Genomic DNA, 20,042 nt, shown 5'->3' on the forward strand with positions numbered 1-20,042 from the left:
CGTTGAAAGAACTAAGGTGGAGTTGTCAATAAATTGATAACAATTGAGTTGTTTGCATGACGAAATGCAATAAAGGAGATTTTGATATGGCAACAAAAGCAGCAGATCAGTTAGTCAGTGTTTTGATGGATTGGCAAGTTAAACACGTTTTTGGATTGCCTGGTGATTCAATCGATACCACAGTTGATGCCTTACGTCGACATCAGGATAAGATCAAGTTTGTGCAGGTGCGGCATGAGGAAGTCGCCGCTTTGTCCGCAGCGGCAACTGCTAAGTTAACAGGCGGTTTGGGTGTTTGTCTCTCCATTGGCGGCCCTGGCGCCATTCATCTATTAAATGGTTTGTATGATGCCAAAATGGATCATGTCCCGGTTCTGGCCCTGCTCGGTCAGGTGACGACGAGCAACATGAATGAAGGCTTTTTCCAAGAAGTGAATACACCGAAGCTTTTTGACGATGTGGCGGTTTATAACAAAACTGTCATGGCATCGGATAACTTAGGACAAATTGTCGATACGGCGATTCGCACAGCCTTTACAGAAAAAGGTGTGGCAGTTTTAACCATTCCAGATGATTTGCCAGCTCAAAAAGAAACTGCTAGTTATCAGGACAGCGCTGCTGCTTTTGCCTTGAATGTGCCGAAAGTTGATCCTAAACAGTTAGAGGACGTTGCTTCGATGCTGCAACAGGCACAAAAACCACTTGCGTTGATCGGTCGCGGTGCTGAGCATGCAGGTGCGTTGGTTCAAAAGTTTGTCGAGGCCAATCACATACCGTTTATTCAAACGATGCCAGCAAAAGGCACTATCGCCGATGATCATCCCAATAGTTTGGGCAATGTCGGTAAACTAGGTACGAAGCCGGCATATGAGGCGATGAAAGCGACTGATCTCCTCTTCATGATCGGGACGAATTATCCATATACGCCTTATTTGCCAGCCGAAGGTCAAGCTAAGTGCGTTCAAATCGACACGCGCCCAGAAAACTTGGGCAAACGTTATTCAGTTGATGTTGCTGTTGACGGCGATGTTGGCACCTTTTTCACCGAACTGAATGCGAAGGGCTCCTTGCGTGATGATGATCGTTTTCTGAAAGCTTGCCAGAAGAATATGGAGAGCTGGAATAAGTGGATGAGCGAAAAGCGCTTGCTGGCTACTAATCCGGCATCGCCTGAAGCAGTCTTCGCGACGATTGATCAAACCGCGCCAAAAGATGCGATTTACTCGATTGATGTCGGTACGTCCACATCATGGGGTGCCCGTTTCTTGAACGTTCAGCCAACGCAAAAGTATACAATTTCCGCATGGCTGGGAACCATGGGCTGTGGCTTGCCAGGCGCGATTGCGGGTGCTGAGGCTTTTCCAAAGCGGCAAAATATCAGTGTCGCAGGGGATGGTGCCTTCGCGATGGTCATGCAAGACTTTGTCACAGCAGTCAAGTACAAGTTTCCGATCATCATGGTTGTCATGAATAATCAGAAGTTGGCATTTATTGAATATGAGCAGCAAAGTGCCGGTCAGCTGAACTATGAAATTGATTTGGCTGATATGGACTATGCCAAAATTGCTGAAGCAGCAGGCGGTATTGGCTACACCGCTCGCAGCAATGACGAATTCAAAAATGCATTAGCCAAGGCATACAAAGAGACCGATAAACCGGTTCTGATCAATACCTACGTCCAAGACGATGCACCGCTTCCAGGCAAAATCGTTGGTGATGAAGCAAAGGGTTACATGAAGTACGGTTCCGAATATCTTGAGAATTATTGGAAGATTCCGTCCATGCCGCCATTGAAGGATATTATGCGGCAATTCTTCTGATTTTCGATTAGCTTGTATCAAAAATAAATGGCTTCAATAAAAAATTCTCACTCCGAGTCATGTCCGAAGTGAGGATTTTTTTTACTTAGAGGGTCTCCCGCCAAGCCGCCATCTCTGTTTGCCATGTCTTGCGAGCCTCATCGCCAGGGGACATGTTGTTAAGTGTCACTTGCGCCAGCTGCTTGTCGAACGAAACATCGAAATAGGTCCAATAGCCGAAAACGTGACCGGCATGGCTGAACCAATTTGGCGTTTTCGAATGCATCCACCCCATACCGTAGAAGTCGTGGGTGAGGGTCAGTGCCTCGTGCCAATCTTTTTCAGACAGAATATCGTGGCGCAACACGGCCTGCGCCCATTTGGCAAGATCGATTAAGGAGCTGACAACGGCCCCCGTCCCCACCTTGGTAGGCACCTCGGCCAAGCACGACAGGTTTACCAGCCGTAACGTCTAGGTCATCATAACTGTTGGCCTCAGCATATTGTGTCCCAAGTCGTGTCTGAGTCATCGCCAGCGGTTCAAAGAAATGTTCCTCAAAAAAGCGTGCTAACGAATCGCCAGTAATTTTTGAGATGATGAAACCAAGCAATAAGTAATTACTGTTGGAGTAAACGCCTTTTTCACCCGGTGTAAAATCCAGTGGATGTTGATTTAGCAACGAAATGACCTCGGTAATCTCATCGCCATGACCAAGATCTTCCAAAATAGGGTAGCTAAGATGGGATTCACTGGCACCAGGCATGCGTTTGGCATAATCAGTTAGTAAAAGCTCGGTGTAATCAGGAATGCCACTGGCCATATTCAACATCTGACGCAAGGTGACTTGATCGGCATAGCGATAGTTCGGCACATAATCTACTAAGGATGCCTCTATGTCGAGCTTGTCAGCCGCGTTCAGGAGTAACACGCTATCAGCGGTGAATTGTTTACTTAGCGAACCTAAGCCACTAGTTGTTTGAAGGGTAAACGGCCGTTTCATTGAAAAATCGGCGGCACCATTTTGCCAACTTGAAAGTATTTCAGTCGGATTCACGATGATGGTCGCCCCATTGAGATGGTACTTTTCATTAATCTTTTGATAGCCTTGCCAATCAGTCAATTGATTTCCTCCTAACCGCGCCAGCTCAGGCTCTTAAACGCGTTCACCAGCCCGGTTTCTGGGCTGGTGAACGCTCTCTTAAAGTCGGACGTCAACGCCGAGGCCTGGTCGATCTGATAAGGTTAAGGTCGGACCGTCTGCGGTGAAGCCGCCGCTAAGCCAGTCAGTTTCTGCCAGCAACATGAAACTGTCGATATCGCCGTAGTGCACATTCTCGTGTGCGGCGATGAAGTGAGCGGATGCGGCTGTTCCTAGGCGAGTTTCGGCATTGCAACCGACCATGCAAGGTACGCCGGCAGCTGCGGCAGTCGCGTCAATCGCCGCGGCGCCGAACAGCCCGCCCGATTTAGCCAACTTGATGTTGATCAAATCGGCGGCGTTCAGGCGAATAGCATCGGCAGCATCATGGGCGTTGTGGATACTTTCATCAAGCATCAAGGCAACGGGTGACTGTGCGCGTAACAAAGGTAGAGACAGCAACTGCCAATCAGGCACCGGCTGTTCTATGGCAATTAAATTGGGGGCCCTGAGTTGGGCTGCAATTCTTAACGTTTGCGATACAGTCCAAGCTTGATTAGCATCCACTTTTACCGAGATGGTGGGGCCGACTGCAGCACACACCGCGTTAATGGCGGCGATATCGGCAGCTTCGTTGTCCCCAGCTTTTAACTTTAATGCCGTGAAACCAGCGGCCACATATGTCCGCGCTGAAGCCACCATTTGAGCCGGAGTGCCAATCGGAATCGTGATATCCGTGGTGACGATATGGCTATGACCACCAAGCAGTTGCCATAGCGGCAAGCTGGCTGCTTTACCTAAAATGTCGCTACAGGCGGTGTCAATCCCACATTTTAATGCTGTATGACCAGCCATCACGACATCCATGCGTGCATGCACCTGTTCAAGATTGCGCGGATCGCAGCCAGTTAAAGCATTGACGAAAACTGGCAGAGCAGCTTGTTCGGTTTCATTGGTTTCGCCATTTACCGGTGCGTAAGGCGAGGCTTCACCATAGCCGGTGACGCCATCATCAGTCTCGATTTTGATGATCAGTGTGGTGATGTCCCGCAACTCGCCCAAGGCTAACTTAAAAGGCGTTTTAAGTTTTACCTGCCGAGGGAACGCCGTGATTGCTGTGATTTCCATCGCTTACTCCTTCATTTTAGACGTGGTGTCTGTACCTGAACCTGACAGACAAGATTCAAAAAGTATGAAGCAACTGTAGCATCGCTTGCCACCGAATTCAAATCAAAATCTCATTTTGCCAATCTGTTTGTTTTGCGTCATATGCACAATGGTTGCACATGCTAGCGGTGACTGCGATGATGGACTTATATTCTTAGAAGGAGCGTTATGTCATGTCAGATATATACGATGATCCCGCATTTTTTAAAGCATACAGCCAGATGGATCGGTCCAAAAAGGGACTAGCAGGTGCCGGTGAGTGGCATGAATTAAAAACAGTTCTGCCAGATTTTTCTGGTAAACGGGTATTGGATTTAGGCTGTGGCTATGGTTGGCATTGCCGCTATGCTGCTGAGCATGGCGCCAAAAGTGTCCTCGGCATTGATACCTCCGCTAAAATGTTGGCTGAGGCAGCAGCAAAGACGACCGACCAGCGGATCACTTATCGCCGGATGGACATGCAGGCGATTGATCAATTGCCGGATCAGTTTGACATTATCTTGAGCTCGCTGGCCATTCACTACATTGAGGATTACGCCCAGCTTGTGAAAAAAATCAGTGATAAGCTGCCAGTTGGCGGTCATTTTGTCATGTCGGTTGAACATCCAATTTTTACAGCCCAAGGCAAAGAAGAGTGGGTCACGGATGATCAAGGTCACAACCTTTACTGGCCAGTTGATCGCTATTTCGATGAAAGCCAGCGGAAGACTGATTTTCTGGGGCACCAGATTAAAAAATACCATCGTACTTTGACGACTTATCTCAATACCGTGCTTGATCATCAGTTACGGTTGAATCGCGTGATTGAGCCGACACCGACAGATGAAATGGTTAAAACCATTCCGGGGATGGCAGATGAATTGCGACGGCCGATGATGCTCATTGTGGCGACTACCAAAACGGCGTATACTCATGAAAAATAAATCCTAAATAGAATAGAAGGAAATAAATCGTGAAGCCAAAAATTGGGATTCCCACAGATGAACTGATCGAAGTTAACCCAGTGATGCCAAACAACCATCCTGCCTATGCGCCGCATGATTTGAAAGAGGCTTTTATTAAACTTGATGCTTTGCCGCTGATCATTGCGTTTCCTGATGATGTCAGCCAGACTGAGCAGCTTGCGCAAGATTATGTGCAGCTGATTGATGGTCTCATGTTGCCTGGTGGTCCGGATGTTGATCCCACATTCTATGGAGAAGAACCGCATCCCAAGATTGGCATGACGCTTTATCAGAAAGATCTTTTCGAAATTGCATTGATCAAAGCGGCACTGGCGGCAAATAAACCGATCTTTGGTATCTGCCGTGGCATTCAGATCATGAATGTGGCGATGGGCGGTACGTTGTATCAGGATTTGGAAAGTCAATACCCTGATTTGAAAATTCAGCATCCCCAAGCCACACTGGGCCAATTTGCGACCCACCATGTTGATTTGACACCTGATAGCCGATTGGCTGCTTTGTATGGGAAGACCACGATTAAAGTGAACTCGCGGCATCATCAGGCAGTTAAAACTGTCGGCAAGGGCATGCGGGTGACAGCGGTGGCTCCTGATAGCGTTGTTGAGGGGATGGAGTCAATTGACAATGATCTTTTTCTCGGGGTGCAATGGCATCCAGAAAACATGTGGCAACAAGAAGATCCGCAACAATTAGTGGTTTTTCAAGACTTTTTAGATCGGATTGCTACACATCAAAAATAAGGATGTTACGATTAGCTCGAATAACAGAACAAGCACCTGATCAGCTCAAAAATTCTTTGAGATTGGTCGGGTGCTTGTTTTATTTCGATGAAGGCCTTGGTGCTTCATGATTGTCGATAGTTTTTCGGGACAAGGACATGGTAGCTGCTGTAAAACCTGCCAAATTAGTGACGCTATTTGCAAATTCCCCCGCAACAATTTTTAGACAATCTTTCCTTTTATTTAAAATCATGTAACATTAGGGCCGAACGATACATATGTAACGGTGTTTTTTAACCGGGTGTATCTGAATAATTGGCGAGGGCATTCTAAGAGGAGGAAATCAACATGGGCGATGAAGCTGTCATCGAGCAGCTGACAGAGAAGCAAACTGAGCTGATCGAGTTTCTGTATGTGGATTATAACGGGTTAACGCGTGGTAAGGTGATTCCGCTTGCCAGCTTGAAGGCCAAGCTGGCTGATGGGATTGGGTTGACCAAAGCAACCTTGAATGTCAGTGAACGTGATACGATTTTGCCGGTGGCGGACATGACGCCAATTGGCGAACTGCGCCTTGTTGGTGATCCGGCGTCGGCACATGTCCTACCCTATATGCCGCAAGTCGCCACCTTAATGGGGGATATTTACAATCTTGATAAAACCCCGTACGCATCTGATCCGCGGTCCATTTTGAAAAAAGTCGTCAAGCAGCTTGCTGATGCTGGCTTCACGGTCAAAATGGCCTATGAAAATGAATTCGAGTTATATACTGGAAATAAAGATCATCGCGAACCGGCAATGCCACATGTCGCCTTTTCCACCGAGTCGATGGATTTTGCGTATCCATTCATTCTGAAGGCGATCGATCAACTGCAAAAAGTCGGCATTATGCCGAACGCTTATTACCCAGAAGGTGGCATTGGTCAGCATGAGCTGAGCATGTTGCCGAGTGATCCGGTGACTGCTGCGGACAATGAGGTGATTTACAAACGGATCATCAAAAATACTGCGAAGGATTTTGACCTGTATGCCTCATTCGCGCCAAAGCCGCTAGTTGATTCAGCCGGGTCAGGAGCACACATTCACTTGTCACTTTGGCAAGATAAAGAGGATGCTTTCTTTGATGACAAGGCAGCGATGCAACTATCCACGATTGGGCAGTATTTTGTCGGCGGTGTTTTGAAACATATTCAAGGTTTGCTGGCATTGACCTGTCCATCGGCTAATTCATATCAGCGCTTGGCACCTGGTCATTGGAGCAGTGCATACGCCACATATGGTCAAGACAATCGTGAGGCGGCAATTCGCATTCCGTCAACCAGTTGGGGTGATCCGGCCAGCTCGATGAACATCGAACTCAAGGCAAGTGATGCGACGGCTAATCCTTATTTGGCTTTTGCTGGTTTGCTGGCGGCAGGACTTGACGGCATCACAAATCACATGCAACCGGATGGCTATTGCGATGTTGATCCAGCCAGTCTCAGTCAAGCTGAGCGCGATGCCAAAGGGATTCAGCTTCTGCCACGCACACTGAGCCAAGCGGTTGACGCTTTTGAGGCAGATTCGCTATTCCAGCAAGTATTTGGCAAGCAATTGGTCGATGCCTACGCGAAAATCAAGCGCGAGGACGATCAGTATTATGCCAAATTGGCATTGGAAAAAATTGCTGCCTTGCATCGCGAATTGTATTAAACTATTTTGACATGATCGTTGTCATGAAGGCTGGCAGCGATCACGTTGTATGAAGGCACTTCGCTTTAAAACTTCTAGGAAAGCGTGAGCTTGTCATTGCACCAGCAAACGTGTGAAGGAGGAAGTATTTTGGACGACTTATCTGAGTTTGTCGACCAAGTCCCATTGTTGGATCATCATTGCCATTTTTTGATTGACGGCAAGGTACCGAATCGTGACGACCGGCTCGCGCAGGTATCAACGGAAGCAGACAAAGATTATCCGATTGCCGATACCAAAAATCGACTGGCTTATCACGGCTTTTTAGCCTTGGCTAAGGAGTTTGCGCTTGACGCAAACAATCCATTAGCGGCCATGAATGATCCCGGCTATGCGACCTACAACCATCGGATTTTCGGCCATTTTCACTTTAAGGAGCTACTTATTGACACTGGGTTTGTGCCGGATGATCCGATTCTTGATCTTGATCAGACGGCAGAGCTCGTTGGTATACCAGTGAAGGCGATCTATCGGCTTGAAACGCACGCCGAAGACTTCATGCTGGAACATGATAATTTTGCGGCTTGGTGGCAGGCGTTCAGTAACGATGTGAAGCAGGCCAAGGCCCACGGGTTCGTTGGGTTCAAATCCATTGCTGCTTATCGGGTTGGACTGCACCTTGAACCGGTCAACGTGATTGAGGCAGCAGCTGGATTCGATACGTGGAAGCATTCAGGCGAAAAGAGACTGACTTCCAAGCCGTTGATTGACTACATGTTGTATCACGTTGCGCCGCTCATAATCGCGCAAGATATGCCGTTGCAATTTCATGTTGGTTACGGTGATGCTGATACCGATATGTATCTTGGCAATCCGCTGCTCATGCGCGACTACTTGAAAGCTTTTACCAAAAAAGGCTTGAAAGTGGTGCTGTTACATTGTTATCCATACCATCGCGAAGCCGGATATCTTGCCAGCGTGTTTCCTAATCTGTACTTTGATATTTCACTGTTGGATAACTTAGGGCCAAGTGGGGCCAGTCGGGTTTTCAATGAAGCTGTCGAATTGGCACCATATACGCGCATCCTATTTGCCTCCGACGCCAGCACCTACCCAGAAATGTACGGGTTGGCAGCACGGCAGTTCAAGCAAGCCTTGGTGGCACATTTTAACCAATTGCCATTCGTTGACCTCGCCCAGAAAAAGGAATGGATCAATGCCATCTGCTGGCAAACCAGTGCCAAGCTCTATCATCAAGAGCGTGAACTGCGCGTTTAGAAACCGGAGCATAAGCGGCCTTAAGCCTAAATGGCCGGGTTTTGGCCATTTAGGCTTAAGGTCCTTATGTGGAGGTTTCTGCGCAAGTGAACGCGTTTAAAAGAGAGCGCGATTCAGCTCGGTTAGAAACCAGAGCATAAGTGGGCACAAGTGCGATGGCCGTTCTTTGGCCATTGTGTTTGTGGTCCTTATGTGGAGGTTTCTGGGCTGGAGAACGCGTTTAAAGAGGAGTTCCTTCACTAATCATGCAAAAACGTAAAAAATTAACCTTACTCGAGGTATTCGGTCTCTCGATAGCCATGGTTGCCCCAACTGGCGCCATGTCCTTCAACACGGCAAGTGCCGCCGCCAATGCAGGCATCAATATGCCCATTGCTTTCTTGCTTGGTGGGATCGGCGTGTTATTCGTTGCGATTTCTTTTGTCGAACTTGGCAAGCGCATTCCCGGTGATGGGTCAGCCTATGCTTATAATGCCAAAGCGCTTGGCGAAAAGGCGGGCTTCATTTCCGGCTGGCTGCTCGTGTTGACGTACGTGACCTTTGTTTTCAGTTCGGGCGCCATTGTCGGCAATTTCGCTGACGTGTTTTTAAGTCATTTTGGTATTCATTTACCAGTCAACTTGTACAACATCATTGTGCTGCTGCTTGGCGGCTGGCTTAGCCATAAAGGCATCGAATTCTCGACAAGGCTAACGCTGGTGCTTGAGCTGTTGGCGGTTTTGGTGCTGAGTGTCCTGACTGTCGTGATCATTTTCTCAGGTGGTCGCAGCGGCAATTCAGTTCAGCCGTTTATTCCACAACCGCATATGGCGACCGGCCTGGGGATGGGCATGGTATTTGCTTTGATGTCTTTTGCCGGCTTTGAAGGCTCGGCGACGATTGCGCCACGGGCTACCCATCCGCGCAAAGCGATTAGTATTGCTTTGCTGGGTGCCGTTAGCTTTGCAGCAATTTTCTATTTTCTTGTCAGTTACGCCGAAGTCATCGGTTTTGGTTCCGCCCACATCGGCGATCTTGCGAAAAGTACCGCGCCAATGAACTTTCTTGCGACCCATTATCTAGGCACGAACGCCGCAATTTTCATGGACTTTGCGGCGATGGTTAGTTATTTTGCCTGCTACTTCGGTGCGCTCAACGCCGGCGCTTTCATGCTGGAAGCTTTAGGCAAAAGTGGCTATCTGCATCCTTGGCTGGCAGGACTATCAGGTGACAAGCAGACCCCGACGCACGCGCTGGATGGCATCACTGGCTTAGCGTTAATCGTTTATGCGATTTTTGCAATCGGCTTAGGTGTGAGCGCCAGCGACATGTACAACTGGTTCGGAACGATTGGCATGCTCGGCTTGCTAACGGTTTACGTGCTGGTCAACATTGGCGCCATTGTTTACTTCCGCAAAGACAAGGGGCGATCAATGTTTAAACATGTGTTGGCACCAGTCATCGGCATTCTCGTGCTCATTTACCCAATTTACACCAGTCTTTGGCCGATTCCGGCATTCCCGATGAACACCTTCCCATACATTGCGATCATCTGGTTCCTGATCGGTCTATGGGTCGCAACCAAGCGGCGCAATGTTGAAACGAGTTTAGAAGATTTTTAAAGTTATGACCCAAAAAAGCTCATCATTTTTGATGGTGGGCTTTTTGATTGGACGTAGGTTGCGACTATCGGTCGGTCGCTACAACTTGCGAATGTCTAATGCCGGCCTTGAAATACTTCTCCGTACCATCAGCCACGGCTTGGCGATAGTAACCTTGCTTGTACTCGATTTTATCGAGGGTTCGTTGTAGGTCAGCCATTTGGGCGAGCACCGTGACGTGTAACTGGTCAAAAAAGTCACGGCGTTTCTTTAAGGTTGTATCGCCTTCAAGATTCCACTGCATGAACGTTTTGATATCCTTGATCGACATACCTGCTGTTTTCAGACACTCGATCATTTCGAGAGCGCCAAGATTCTGGTCATCAAAACAACGGGCACCAGAAGCGTCTTTTTTGAGTTCAGGGATGAGTCCTTCCTTGTCGTAGTAACGAATGGTGGGGATCGATAGCTTTGTCATCGTGGCAACTTCACCAATTGAATAAGATTTGGACATATGATGACCTCCAATTTTTTAAATAATCGCTTGACCTAAAGCTAACTTTAGGGGTTAGGGTGAGTGTAGCACTTGATCAAGCGTAAGGAAAATCCACTCGGTCACGAACGTTTGGTAGTGATGACTGGGATGAAAGATCAAGGCAGCATTATTTGTCGAGGAGGGACTATTATGTTAGAAGCAACTTATACATTAGCAAATGGCGTACAGATTCCTAAAATCGGGTTTGGCACATGGATGATTGATGCCGATGCTGATGCTGCGAAAGCTGTTCATGAAGCCATTGACGCCGGTTATCGCCATATTGATACCGCGGAGGCATATGGTAATGAAGTCGGTGTTGGTGAAGGTGTGCGTGCGTCTGGGATCGATCGCAAAGACATTTTTGTGAATACAAAACTGGCTGCCGAAATCAAAAACCATGATGAAGCGGTAAAAGCGATTGATGACTCATTGCAGAAGCTGAACTTGGACTACATTGACATGATGATTATTCATGCACCGAAACCCTGGGCTAAGTACGATGAACCCAATCGTTATTTTGAGGGCAATTTAGAAGCGTGGCGCGCCTTGGAGGAGGCATACAAAGCAGGCAAACTCCGCGCAATCGGCGTTTCTAACTTTGCCCCGACTGATTTGGAAAATATCATCAAGCATGCCAAAATCGCGCCAATGGTGGATCAAGTTTTGGCCCACATCACGCAGACGCCATTCAAAACGATTGATTATGCTAAGGCACACAACATTTTGGTTGAAGCTTACTCACCATTTGGTCATGGCGAAATGTTCAAAAACACCGCAATTCAAGCCATGGCTGCTAAGCACCACGTTTCGGTTGCTCAGCTTGGTATGCGGTATCTGTTGCAACTGGGCCTGCTACCATTGCCAAAAACGGTCAACCCAGAACATATGAAGGCGAATGCTGATGTCGATTTTTCAATTGACGATGCTGACATGACCACACTCAAGCAGATGAGCCTTTGACAGATTATGGTCAGTTTCAGAAGTTCCCGGTTTACAGTGATCGTTTGAGTTAGTGCCGACACACTGCTGGTAATATCAGAAAATTGATACGACAAAATGAGGTGCTGATAAAAAGCGCCTCATTTTTGCTATCCTTGGGGGGATTTATCAAAACTGCTCAGTTGATTGCCGATATTAAGCCCAAGGCCCATCAACCACGACTTTACCAATCATATGTCCTGACTCAACCAATGCGTGGGCTTGGCGCAGATTTTCGGCATTCAATGGCTGCAGGGTTTTGGTTAGCGTGCATTGAATAGTACCGTCATCAAGCAGCTTAGCCACCTGGTCGAGAATGTGACCTTGTGAGGCAAGGTCATAACCATACCAAGACTTAGAAAACATCCATTCCCAGGCGAACGTCGCTCGTTTTTTAGTGAGTTTCTGCAAGTCAATGCCGCGCCGATTTTCGGTAATCGCTGCAACCCAGCCATCAGGACGAATCATCTCCGCGATCTCGTTCCAATGGTCATCAAGATGGGAGAGATTTAAAATATAATCGACGTTCTTGAAACCAGCCGCTTTTAACTGTGGTGGCAATGGCTGCCGATGATTGAGAACGAAATCGGCACCGTGGTCCTTGATCCATTTTTGCGAATCAGGCCGTGAAGCAGTGGCGAGTACCTGCAGGCCGGCCCAATGTGCAAGCTGCGTCGCGACTGAACCGACCCCACCGGAGCCATTGATGATTAGAATGGTGTGCTCAGCGTTCGTGGCTCGATCATGCAGTGGTATGTGCAACTTTTCGAATAAAGCTTCCCAAGCGGTTAAACTGGTTAATGGCATTGCGGCGGCTTGCGGATCACTTAAAGATGCCGGGGCATGCCCGACAATGCGTTCATCAACTAGCTGATATTCAGCATCACTGCCAGACCGCTTGTAACTGCCAGCGTAAAAGACGCGATCACCAATCTTAAAGCGGGTAACATCGCGACCAATACCGGCAACGGTTCCGACTGCGTCCCAGCCGATCACTTTTGGATGAGCTAAGCGACCATGACCAGCGCCACGCGTACCGGTATCGACAGGATTGACTGAGACAGCATGAACGTTAATCAAAAGATCATGGCCCTCAGGTGTTGGTGTCGGTAACGTTATATTTTCAAGACTATGTTCATCAGTAATCGGCAAATGCTGGGTGAATCCAATTGCTTTCATGACGAGACTTCCTTTCAATGACTTAAGCTTCACCTTGTATGTTAACTGGAAGGCACTATCATAGTAAGTGAACAAATTGTAAGTGAAAACGATGTGGAAGTCAGCTTCTGCATCAGCAAATGTGTTTTTAAGGGAAGTCCTATTGATGTCACGAGAAATTTACGATTGTGCTGCAGGCTGTCCCGTCCAAAATACGGTTGACGTGATTGCCGGTAAATGGAAGAGCGTCATTCTCTATCATCTTTTTCAAGGCGATGCGACTCGGTTCAGTACACTCAACAAAGCCATTCCATCTATTACCGAGCGCATGCTGGCATTACAGTTGGCGCAACTCGAGGCCGATAATATTATTGTCAAGAAAGCTGGTTATGCAGACGGACGGGCTACAGAATACCAATTAACCGCACTAGGCCAGACCCTAGCACCTGTCATTCAGGCTATGGCAGCTTGGGGTGAAGCATATAAAGTGCGGCGAAAAGCATTAGTTTAATTAAGAATAGTCTTTATGACGGCAAAAAACTCGCAGCCAGACACTGCGAGTTTTTTTGTTTAGTCATTCATTAAGTACCCGTGAAAATTTAAGTTCACAAAATGCCAGCGTTCTTTTGAAGACTGTGCCAATCAAGAGAATACCGATGATCGGTCCGATCATGATTTTGCCGCCAAGCAACATGCCACTCAAAAAACAGACAAGATCCATCCCCATACGTGTCTTAGCAACATCAATGGCACATTTTTCCGCTAGGGCCAAGCTTAAAGCAATATACCCTTCTTTACCGGTACTGGCTGCTGCGGCGATGCCGGAGCCGATGGCGATTAAGGCAACCCCCAAGACTAGCATGCTGACACGTATGCCCATATGGCTATCGACTAAAAGATAGCGAATAACAAGATCGGTGACAAGACTGGTAACGATTGGATTGATAATCGTTCCTAATCCTAAGTGGCGACGATTGATCCCAGCCACCAAACCGATGCATGCGACGGTTACCACGAGTGAGGCTTGACCGACTGTAATGGCTAATCTGGTTGCGATGCCTTCCCAAAGAACGCCTAACGCATCCGCGCCAAGTCCAGTCGTGACACACGTGCCCACACCAAGACCGACGATGGCGGCACCAATGGCAGCAATGATTTGTCGTTTGATTGCTGTCATCAACTGAGATCAGTACCATTTGAGGCGATTACTTTTTTGTACCAGTTGAAGGAATCTTTCTTAATGCGCTGGCATGTCTTAGGATCGCCATCGGTTCGATCAACATAAATCAAGCCGTAACGTTTGTTGTAGCCATTGCTTGTAGAAAGCAAATCTAAAGCCGACCATGGCATGTAGCCTAAAACCTGCACACCGAGACCCATGGCGCGTTGCGTGGCGGCAATATGCTCGCGTAAGTAAGCAATCCGATAGTCATCATGCACTTTGCCATCACTTGTGAGCTCATCGCGTGCACCTAGCCCGTTTTCGGTAATCATGAACGGGATGCGGTAGCGAGTATAAAGATCGCGATAGACAATCTCCAACCCAATGGGATCAATGGCCCAGTCCCAATCAGTTGTCCGCAGTTCGGGATTAGGACACATTTGGTAAAAACCAGGATGCGTTTCAAATCCTGACATGTCACCTTTTTTGCCAGTTAAGTTATACCCTGACCAAGCATGATCAGCACCTTCAGGACAAGCGTGAGCGCACTGACTGTCATAATAGTTGACAGCAAGAAAATCGGAGATATTTTGTGAAAAGAGGGTTTCATCGTCGTCAAAGATTTCGGGTGCCAACTGATGTTGCTTCAAATAATTGAAGGCAGCATCGGTGTAATAACCTTTAAAATACACGTCAAGATAATAGAAATTTCGGAGGTCGTTGGCATTCAAGGCCGCCAGCTGATCCTCAGGCTTGCAGGTGCGAGCGTAAACTGGCGCGTAGCCTAATGCTGGGCCTGCCAAACCACCGACCTCGTGGATATATTTCACGGCTAATGCCTGGGCGAGGTTCATATGATGATTGATCTGATAACGCAATTGGTTTTGATTTTGATACTTTTCGGGTACATAACACTTCTGGGTCCAATATTGGACGATGATGCTCTGTTCATTGATTGTGATCCAGTACTTCACATCATTTTTGAACTCATTGACCACAAACTTGGCAAAATAGCCAAAGTCTTCGACAACCTCGCGAGATAGCCAGCCTTCATATTTTTCGACTAGTGCCCAAGGCAGATCGTAATGATACAAGGTAGGGATGGGTTCGATGTCGTTTGCTTTGAGTTCCGCAATCAAATCGCGATAAAATTGTAAACCTTCTTCGTTAACCTGATGATCGCCTTTTGGAAAAATCCGCGACCAAGCAATTGAAAAACGATAGCTAGTAAAACCCATTTCTTTAAATAAGCGGATATCTTCTTTGAAGTGGTGATAGTGGTCACTAGCGATGCTTGTATCGGCAAAGCCAAACTTTTCAGATCGGTTATTGTTAATAAAATCTTGTTGCGAAAGGCCCTTGCCGTGGGTGATCGCGGCACCTTCGACTTGGTAGGCACTTGTTGAAGCACCCCATAGGAAATTCTCTGGAAAACGCTGTTTCATGTGGTCACACTCCTTTAATCAGATAGATGATGGTTGGTTCGACGAAACGGCATCGGTCAACACAACTTCAAAAAGTTCAATCATATTCTGCGTCATGCTGATTTCACTGGCAATGGTCATAAGATGATCTTGCGCATGCGTAAATAGCAGCGATGGCTCATAGTGCTGTCCTGCAGCTTCGTTTTGAATAATCTCTGTTTGTGCTTGATGGGCCAGGGTTATTTCTTTCTTTGCAGAAGCCAGCGCTTGGTAAGCTGCTGCTAATTGCTTGTTCTTGGCAAGCTGAACCGCTTCGAGTGCTTTGTTGCGACCGTTGCCTGCATAAATGATAATTTGCATGGCAACGGGAATGAGAGGACTCTCGTTGGTGTCTTTTTGCGTCATCACTTTTCTCCTTGTCATAGTCCGATATGCGAATGATTAAACTGCCGGTTGTAACTGATTTTCTTCTTGGAGGACTTCCCGTTCGTAAACTTTGAAAAATGGATACCATGTTGCTAGATAAACGACAAAAAGCAGTACGTACCAGATGATGGCGCGAAAATCTTGCAAAATAATAACACTGGAAATTGGTGCTGGAATCTGCGCAACTTGCATCAAACTAGCCGGAATATTCAGCAAGCCGCCTCGCATGACCGCCCAAATGACACAACTGCCGATAATTGAATTGAGCCACATTGGGATCATCAGTATAGGATTCATGACAACGGGGGTACTGAAGACAATTGGCTCGTTAATATTGAATAGCGATGGGCCAAGGCAGATTCTGCCGATGGTTTTCAATTTGGCGCTTCTTGAGAAACACATCAGGAGATTCAAGGTTAAAGTTGCACCAGTCCCACCCATCATGATGAGCCCAAGGCTATAAACGGTTTCGTTGGTGACAATGTTGACGGCGTTGCTGCCACTTTTAACCGCCAAAGCGTTTGCCGCAATGCCTGCAATGAAGATAGGGTTCTGCAAAGCTGTCCATAACCAAGTTGAGATACCCATAGAGTAGAAAAAGGCAGGAATCAAAACCAACAGAATCAAGCCGGGAAGTGATTGGCCAAAATTTTGAATTGGCTCAAAAAGATTCAAAATCACTTGGAAGACGTCAATCTTGAAGGCGAAGATTAAGGTCGCAAACAAGGCTAGACTGATAAAAATGGGGATGATGTTGTTAATCCAATTAGCCACGAAATCTGGCAACGAGCTATTTTTTAGAAAATTCAGCTTGCTGTAGAAGTGGAAGATGACGCCAATGGCAACGCCGAATAGAACGCCAATCAGGATGCCTGTCGGGCCAACCCTACCTAAATCGTAGACACCTTGTTTCTCGCCGATTGGATGAAGCGTCATCATCAAAACGCAGATTGACACGATTCCTGCTGTGGTGGCGTATTGTGGATGTCGAAACTTTTCCATGAATTGATGACCAACCATGAAAGCCGCAACCAAACCAATCATGCCGAACGAATAATTGGAGATATTCGTTAAGTCAGGCAACTGCGGAATATAGGAACGAAAAACGTTGTAGAAGAAGACCACTGATCCAGTTAAAATAAAAGGAATGAGATTCTGCATCGCACTTGAAAGTGCAGCGATAGCAGGCATTTGGGTGAACTTTTTGGCTTTAGGGGCAAAAACGTTAGCCAACCAATCCATGAATATTTTCATTATTTTCCTCCCGGCAGCTTTCTTTACTCTGCCAGCCGATTTGCAAAAGCAATGAGGCCAGCGCCATCGAGACTGCCGTAGATGTCTTGCGGAATGACGTCGACGACAACATTGAAAGGTTCGGCCTGTTTCGCGAGTTCATCTTTTAACGAGGCGTAATGCGGGCCAAGTAATAAAATGTCGATATCTTGAAAATACTGACCAATTTCACTTTCACTTTTTGCTTCAATGGAGACAGCCTGCCCTTTCTTTTGTGCTGCCTTGCGAGCACGCTGAGCAAGAAATCCGCTTGACATGCCAGCGCCGCAGCATAACATGATATTAACCGCTTTCATTTTAAACACTCCTTTCTTGTGACTTTATTATCGCGAATGAGGAGAAATCGGCTCAACTAAAAAAATGCACCGTGACAGTGCAAATGGTTGACGAATTGTTAGCGGTTGCGTGCAAGCAATAGGCTTTTTTGAATTTTGGGAGAACCGGTTAAAAAAAGACCGGAAGGGAGCAAGATGCTAAATAACAACCAGCAACGGCTATTGCAACTGTTATTCGAATCCAATCAACCACTGACGCCTAATCAGTTATCAGAGAAGCTTGGTTGTTCAGTGCGAACTGCCAAAACTTATGTTGCGCAGATTAATCGATTAGCGGCGGAGCCACTGATTCTATCGTCACGACAAGGGTACGTGGCTTTAAAAACTGAGGCTAAACAATTATTAATTTCAACAAACAATGCAAGTGATATCCCACAAACCTTTCGTGATCGTGCTTTTTACATCATCAAACAAAGCATGATTCATAAGGCGCAATTGGATGTCTTTGACTTGGAGGAAAGCTTATTTGTTAGCTATGGAACTTTAAAAAATGATATTCAAAAGATCAATCAGATGTTTTCGAAATCTGGCGTTAGGGTAGTCATTCGCGATAATAAAATTCAGGTTACCGGAAATGAAAAAGACAAACGCCGACTGATTTCGCATTTCATTATGGAGGAAGCACCTCATCATTTCGTTGATCGATCCTTGCTCACACAAAACTTTAATCGTACCGATGTTGAACAGATCGAGCAAATTATCAAAGAAGAATTAGCGCCATCAACATTAAAACTCAATGATTATGCATTGATAAATCTCATGATGCATTTATTGATTATGATTCAATCCTTACATTACGACGATACATTGCTATCCCGCGATGCCTATAGTTCATGGCTAAACACGTATGATGCGGCTATTGTCACGAAAATTATTAAACGTATTGAGAACGTTTTTAACCTTATTTTAAATAAACATGAGCGTGAAGAGATCCACATGTTGTTTCATGCTAATGTTGACCATTTACCGCTAAGTGATCGTGACAAGTTAACCACAACTGTTGGTGACAACATTGTGCGAGCGATGAGCTCATTATTTGCAGAAGTCCAACACATATTTGGGATTGATCTAGATAACGATTATTTCGTTTTTCCGTTCAGCTTGCATCTCAACAAATTATTTTCTCGTGCCATGCAGGGATCCAGTCTGAACAGTCCGCTAACCGAATCTTTAAAGCAGGATTTTCCGGTAGTTTTTGAGCTGGCAGTTTTTGTTTCTTTTCGGCTTAGTCAATTGTTGCACATTCCAATCACAGAAGGCGAACGAGCATATATTGCACTGCATATTGGTGCTGAATTAGATCGCCAAAAGCAACACTCTGAAAAAATCAGAACAGCTATTTTTTCACCGAACTATATAAATTTGAACACGCAACTGTATCAGCATGTTTCTAAGCAATTTGAGCATGATTTGAATGTTGTTGCCTTGGTGAATGACCCTTCTGAGCTTGATAAGCTCGATGTTTCGCTGCTTATCACGACAGTACCTCAGGCTTCATCGATGGCTTATCGAGTCGTGACAATTTCGCCTTTCATGACGAGTAAAGAGAAAAGCACCATCATGGCGACAATTGAGGAACATCGTCGTAACGTACAAAGGGATTTTTTAAGACGCTATTTTGATATCTACTTCGGTGAGCAATTCTTCTTTACATTGCAGCCAATCATGCAGCGGGATCAAGTTGTGACCTTGATGTGTGATCAACTAGAGCGCCGCCATATTGTGTCTCCAAGTTTTCGACAGCATGTTTTTGAACGTGAAGAAGCGGCTGGTACTGCTTTTGGGACAGTCGCTTTGCCACATTCTGTGTACATGGAAGCAAGGCAGACAGCTTTTAGTGTCGGCGTAGCGAAAAACTCAATTCGTTGGGGAGAGCGACGTGTCAATATTGTCGTTCTTGCAGCTATTAGTCAAAATGATCAACAGCGCTTTATGCGTTTGTATGAAGCCTTAATCACGATGTTCAGTGAGCCGCAAGTGGCGACTGCGCTTGCACGCGTTAGGAATTTTGAACAATTTAAAAATGTCGTCAAAACAAACATGTGAGGTGGCTTATTGCCCTAGTTTTTATAACATGATGTGTCAGCATACTGAGCCTAAATTAAAAAGTGGTTGACCACATTAGCAACAAGCTAATGTGGTCAACCACTTTTTAATTTTAGCGCTAAGAATCACATTTCGGCCACAGAACAATGCTCCGTACTTAAATCTCGAATTCTGCGTTTAAGGGTAGCCGTGCTAATGCCGGTTTCTTTGGAAATTTGTTGATACGTCTTACCGTGCATATGTGCATCGAAAGCTTTCCTAATTTGTTGGTCACTATAAAGCTTTTTGCGACCTTCATGGTAATTGGGATTATGTGCTCGAGCGTATTTTTTCCCTTCTTGTGTCCGACTAATAATCAGGCCCC

16 protein-coding genes and 3 pseudogenes are annotated in these 20,042 nt (G+C 46.4%); 9 read left to right on the top strand and 10 right to left on the bottom strand.

Annotation, left to right across the window (positions count from 1 at the left end):
- Positions 1-86: 86 nt before the first annotated feature.
- The gene (locus LBPC_RS02050) at positions 87-1,820 is read left to right on the top strand and encodes a pyruvate oxidase (protein ID WP_016383546.1); all 1,734 of its coding nucleotides are present in this window, start codon (positions 87-89) and stop codon (positions 1,818-1,820) included.
- A gap of 85 nt (positions 1,821-1,905) precedes the next feature.
- Here LBPC_RS02050 and LBPC_RS02055 read toward each other — a convergent pair.
- Positions 1,906-2,920 (bottom strand): annotated as a pseudogene (locus LBPC_RS02055) (serine hydrolase domain-containing protein).
- Between the two features lie 78 nt (positions 2,921-2,998).
- Entirely contained in the window at positions 2,999-4,066 is a 1,068-nt protein-coding gene (locus LBPC_RS02060; protein WP_003569022.1) for a mandelate racemase/muconate lactonizing enzyme family protein, read from the bottom strand.
- A gap of 212 nt (positions 4,067-4,278) precedes the next feature.
- Between LBPC_RS02060 and LBPC_RS02065 the strand changes: the two genes are divergently transcribed.
- The 5 genes from LBPC_RS02065 (at position 4,279) to LBPC_RS02085 (ending at position 10,339) form a co-directional block, all read left to right on the top strand.
- Positions 4,279-5,028 (top strand): class I SAM-dependent methyltransferase, encoded by a 750-nt coding sequence (locus tag LBPC_RS02065; RefSeq protein ID WP_003661592.1) that lies wholly within the window; start codon positions 4,279-4,281, stop codon positions 5,026-5,028.
- Positions 5,029-5,057: 29 nt separating this feature from the next.
- Positions 5,058-5,810: a gamma-glutamyl-gamma-aminobutyrate hydrolase family protein gene (locus LBPC_RS02070; RefSeq protein ID WP_003661593.1), complete on the top strand. Its 753-nt coding sequence runs from the start codon at positions 5,058-5,060 to the stop codon at positions 5,808-5,810.
- A 327-nt stretch (positions 5,811-6,137) separates the two neighbouring features.
- The gene (locus LBPC_RS02075) at positions 6,138-7,481 is read left to right on the top strand and encodes a glutamine synthetase family protein (protein WP_003661594.1); all 1,344 of its coding nucleotides are present in this window, start codon (positions 6,138-6,140) and stop codon (positions 7,479-7,481) included.
- Between the two features lie 129 nt (positions 7,482-7,610).
- Positions 7,611-8,738 (top strand): amidohydrolase family protein, encoded by a 1,128-nt coding sequence (locus tag LBPC_RS02080; RefSeq protein WP_016383548.1) that lies wholly within the window; start codon positions 7,611-7,613, stop codon positions 8,736-8,738.
- 245 nt (positions 8,739-8,983) lie between these two features.
- Positions 8,984-10,339, top strand: coding sequence for an APC family permease (locus LBPC_RS02085; RefSeq protein ID WP_003661596.1), 1,356 nt, complete (start codon positions 8,984-8,986; stop codon positions 10,337-10,339).
- A 64-nt stretch (positions 10,340-10,403) separates the two neighbouring features.
- On the opposite strand, the gene LBPC_RS02090 is transcribed toward LBPC_RS02085, so the two are convergent.
- Positions 10,404-10,832, bottom strand: coding sequence for a MerR family transcriptional regulator (locus LBPC_RS02090; protein WP_003661597.1), 429 nt, complete (start codon positions 10,830-10,832; stop codon positions 10,404-10,406).
- Positions 10,833-11,003: 171 nt separating this feature from the next.
- Between LBPC_RS02090 and LBPC_RS02095 the strand changes: the two are divergent.
- Positions 11,004-11,869, top strand: a pseudogene (locus LBPC_RS02095) (aldo/keto reductase).
- Between the two features lie 121 nt (positions 11,870-11,990).
- Here LBPC_RS02095 and LBPC_RS02100 read toward each other — a convergent pair.
- Complete coding sequence (locus LBPC_RS02100; RefSeq protein WP_016377176.1) at positions 11,991-13,013, bottom strand: zinc-binding alcohol dehydrogenase family protein; 1,023 nt, start codon at positions 13,011-13,013, stop codon at positions 11,991-11,993.
- 145 nt (positions 13,014-13,158) lie between these two features.
- Here LBPC_RS02100 and LBPC_RS02105 point away from each other — a divergent pair, with 145 nt between their 5' ends.
- Positions 13,159-13,503 (top strand): winged helix-turn-helix transcriptional regulator, encoded by a 345-nt coding sequence (locus LBPC_RS02105; protein WP_003563463.1) that lies wholly within the window; start codon positions 13,159-13,161, stop codon positions 13,501-13,503.
- A 63-nt stretch (positions 13,504-13,566) separates the two neighbouring features.
- On the opposite strand, the gene LBPC_RS02110 is transcribed toward LBPC_RS02105, so the two are convergent.
- Genes LBPC_RS02110 through LBPC_RS02130 form a run of 5 tightly spaced genes read right to left on the bottom strand, consistent with a single transcriptional unit; the run spans position 13,567 to position 17,593 of the window.
- Positions 13,567-14,169 carry a DUF6198 family protein gene (locus LBPC_RS02110; protein ID WP_003583336.1) on the bottom strand — a complete coding sequence of 201 codons (603 nt, stop codon included), beginning with the start codon at positions 14,167-14,169 and terminating at the stop codon, positions 13,567-13,569.
- A complete protein-coding gene (locus tag LBPC_RS02115; protein WP_003661603.1) occupies positions 14,169-15,599 on the bottom strand; it encodes a glycoside hydrolase family 1 protein in 1,431 nt (476 codons plus the stop codon). Before LBPC_RS02115 ends, LBPC_RS02110 begins: the two co-directional genes overlap by 1 nt.
- 18 nt (positions 15,600-15,617) lie before the next feature.
- A complete protein-coding gene (locus tag LBPC_RS02120) occupies positions 15,618-15,983 on the bottom strand; it encodes a PTS sugar transporter subunit IIA (RefSeq protein ID WP_016377178.1) in 366 nt (121 codons plus the stop codon).
- Positions 15,984-16,019: 36 nt separating this feature from the next.
- Positions 16,020-17,258, bottom strand: coding sequence for a PTS sugar transporter subunit IIC (locus LBPC_RS02125; RefSeq protein WP_003661606.1), 1,239 nt, complete (start codon positions 17,256-17,258; stop codon positions 16,020-16,022).
- Positions 17,259-17,281: 23 nt separating this feature from the next.
- The gene (locus LBPC_RS02130) at positions 17,282-17,593 is read right to left on the bottom strand and encodes a PTS sugar transporter subunit IIB (protein ID WP_003563473.1); all 312 of its coding nucleotides are present in this window, start codon (positions 17,591-17,593) and stop codon (positions 17,282-17,284) included.
- Positions 17,594-17,767: 174 nt separating this feature from the next.
- Here LBPC_RS02130 and LBPC_RS02135 point away from each other — a divergent pair, with 174 nt between their 5' ends.
- The gene (locus tag LBPC_RS02135) at positions 17,768-19,678 is read left to right on the top strand and encodes a BglG family transcription antiterminator (RefSeq protein ID WP_003661608.1); all 1,911 of its coding nucleotides are present in this window, start codon (positions 17,768-17,770) and stop codon (positions 19,676-19,678) included.
- A 125-nt stretch (positions 19,679-19,803) separates the two neighbouring features.
- Here the strand turns inward: LBPC_RS02135 and LBPC_RS02140 are convergent.
- A pseudogene (locus LBPC_RS02140) lies at positions 19,804-20,037 on the bottom strand (helix-turn-helix domain-containing protein); the annotation flags it as partial.
- Positions 20,038-20,042: the final 5 nt, after the last annotated feature.

It is taken from the genome of Lacticaseibacillus paracasei subsp. paracasei (assembly GCF_000829035.1).
Classification (GTDB): Bacteria; Bacillota; Bacilli; order Lactobacillales; family Lactobacillaceae; genus Lacticaseibacillus; species Lacticaseibacillus paracasei.

What these genes read in the sequence shown, in the direction of transcription:
- LBPC_RS02125 (WP_003661606.1), bottom strand. Translation starts at nt 17,258, where the DNA reads ATGAAAATATTCATGGATTGGTTGGCTAACGTTTTTGCCCCTAAAGCC.
- LBPC_RS02130 (WP_003563473.1), bottom strand. Translation starts at nt 17,593, where the DNA reads ATGAAAGCGGTTAATATCATGTTATGCTGCGGCGCTGGCATGTCAAGC.
- LBPC_RS02100 (WP_016377176.1), bottom strand. Translation starts at nt 13,013, where the DNA reads ATGAAAGCAATTGGATTCACCCAGCATTTGCCGATTACTGATGAACAT.
- LBPC_RS02060 (WP_003569022.1), bottom strand. Translation starts at nt 4,066, where the DNA reads ATGGAAATCACAGCAATCACGGCGTTCCCTCGGCAGGTAAAACTTAAA.
- LBPC_RS02105 (WP_003563463.1), top strand. Translation starts at nt 13,159, where the DNA reads ATGTCACGAGAAATTTACGATTGTGCTGCAGGCTGTCCCGTCCAAAAT.
- LBPC_RS02050 (WP_016383546.1), top strand. Translation starts at nt 87, where the DNA reads ATGGCAACAAAAGCAGCAGATCAGTTAGTCAGTGTTTTGATGGATTGG.
- LBPC_RS02085 (WP_003661596.1), top strand. Translation starts at nt 8,984, where the DNA reads ATGCAAAAACGTAAAAAATTAACCTTACTCGAGGTATTCGGTCTCTCG.
- LBPC_RS02110 (WP_003583336.1), bottom strand. Translation starts at nt 14,169, where the DNA reads ATGACAGCAATCAAACGACAAATCATTGCTGCCATTGGTGCCGCCATC.
- LBPC_RS02135 (WP_003661608.1), top strand. Translation starts at nt 17,768, where the DNA reads ATGCTAAATAACAACCAGCAACGGCTATTGCAACTGTTATTCGAATCC.
- LBPC_RS02115 (WP_003661603.1), bottom strand. Translation starts at nt 15,599, where the DNA reads ATGAAACAGCGTTTTCCAGAGAATTTCCTATGGGGTGCTTCAACAAGT.
- LBPC_RS02120 (WP_016377178.1), bottom strand. Translation starts at nt 15,983, where the DNA reads ATGACGCAAAAAGACACCAACGAGAGTCCTCTCATTCCCGTTGCCATG.
- LBPC_RS02090 (WP_003661597.1), bottom strand. Translation starts at nt 10,832, where the DNA reads ATGTCCAAATCTTATTCAATTGGTGAAGTTGCCACGATGACAAAGCTA.
- LBPC_RS02065 (WP_003661592.1), top strand. Translation starts at nt 4,279, where the DNA reads ATGTCAGATATATACGATGATCCCGCATTTTTTAAAGCATACAGCCAG.
- LBPC_RS02075 (WP_003661594.1), top strand. Translation starts at nt 6,138, where the DNA reads ATGGGCGATGAAGCTGTCATCGAGCAGCTGACAGAGAAGCAAACTGAG.